Origin of the sequence: Chelativorans intermedius, assembly GCF_025398255.1 — a bacterium.
GTDB classification, from domain to species: Bacteria; Pseudomonadota; Alphaproteobacteria; order Rhizobiales; family Rhizobiaceae; genus Chelativorans; species Chelativorans intermedius.
Genome location: NZ_JAODNW010000093.1, coordinates 1 through 910, shown reverse-complemented (window position 1 = coordinate 910; position 910 = coordinate 1). Strand labels below are relative to the sequence as shown.

At 64.3% G+C, this 910-nt stretch carries 2 protein-coding genes; both read left to right on the top strand.

Going from position 1 to position 910, the window contains the following annotated elements; all coding sequences use genetic code 11:
• The coding region (locus tag NYR58_RS20455) for a transposase (RefSeq protein WP_261522954.1) at positions 1 to 280 on the top strand (280 nt) is incomplete at its 5' end.
• Positions 281 to 315: 35 nt separating this feature from the next.
• Positions 316 to 910 (top strand): DDE-type integrase/transposase/recombinase (locus NYR58_RS20450; protein ID WP_261522953.1); only part of this gene is annotated, 595 nt, incomplete at its 3' end.

Below are 910 nucleotides of genomic sequence, written 5' to 3'. Positions count from 1 at the left end.
AGGAGAACAGACGATGCGCAAATCACGTTTCACCGAAGAACAGATTGTCGGGATCCTGCAGGAGTATGCGGCGGGGGCGAAGGTCTCGGAGCTGTGCCGCAAGCACGGCATGTCGGATGCCACGCTGTACAAGTGGAAGGCCAAGTACGGCGGCATGACGGTTTCCGAGCTGCGTCGGCTGAAGGATCTTGAGGCCGAGAACGCCGAGCTGAAGCGTCTGCTGGCCGACGCGATGCTGGACAACGCTGGCCTGAAGGGGCTGCTGGCAAAAAACTCCTGACGCCTGCGCACCGCCGTGCCGCGGTGAGGAAGCTGATGACGACGCATCAGTTCACGGAACGGCGGGCGTGCAGGCTGGTCGGGATTTCGCGGTCGAGCCTGGCGTATCAGGCACGGCCAGACCGCCACGCGCGGCTGAGAGAGCGCCTGATCACGCTGTCAGGCAAGCATCGGAGGTATGGCTATCGCATGCTGCATGCCAAGCTGGTCCGCGAGGGCTTCAGGGTGAACGTCAAGGTCGTCGAGCGTATCTACCGCGAAGAACAGCTGTGGCTGCGCCGCACCAAGCGCAAGAAGATCCCGCGCGAAGGCCGTGAGGGGGCCTGGTGCCCCATCGCGGCCAACCAGCGCTGGTCGCTCGACTTCACCAGCGATGCGCTGGCGAACGGCCGCAAGTTCCGCACCGCAAATCTCAAGGACGACTGCACCCGGGAGTGCCCGGCGATCGAGGTGGACTTCTCGTTGCCGGGAGAACGGGTGGTCGAGATGCTGGAACGCGTGGCCCGTGAGAGGGGATACCCCGATATCCTGGTCGTTGATAACGGCCCGGAACTGCGCGGGCGGGCGCTGGATGGATGGGCCGATGATCACGGCGTCCAGCTGTATTTCATCGACCCCGGCAAGCCGACCC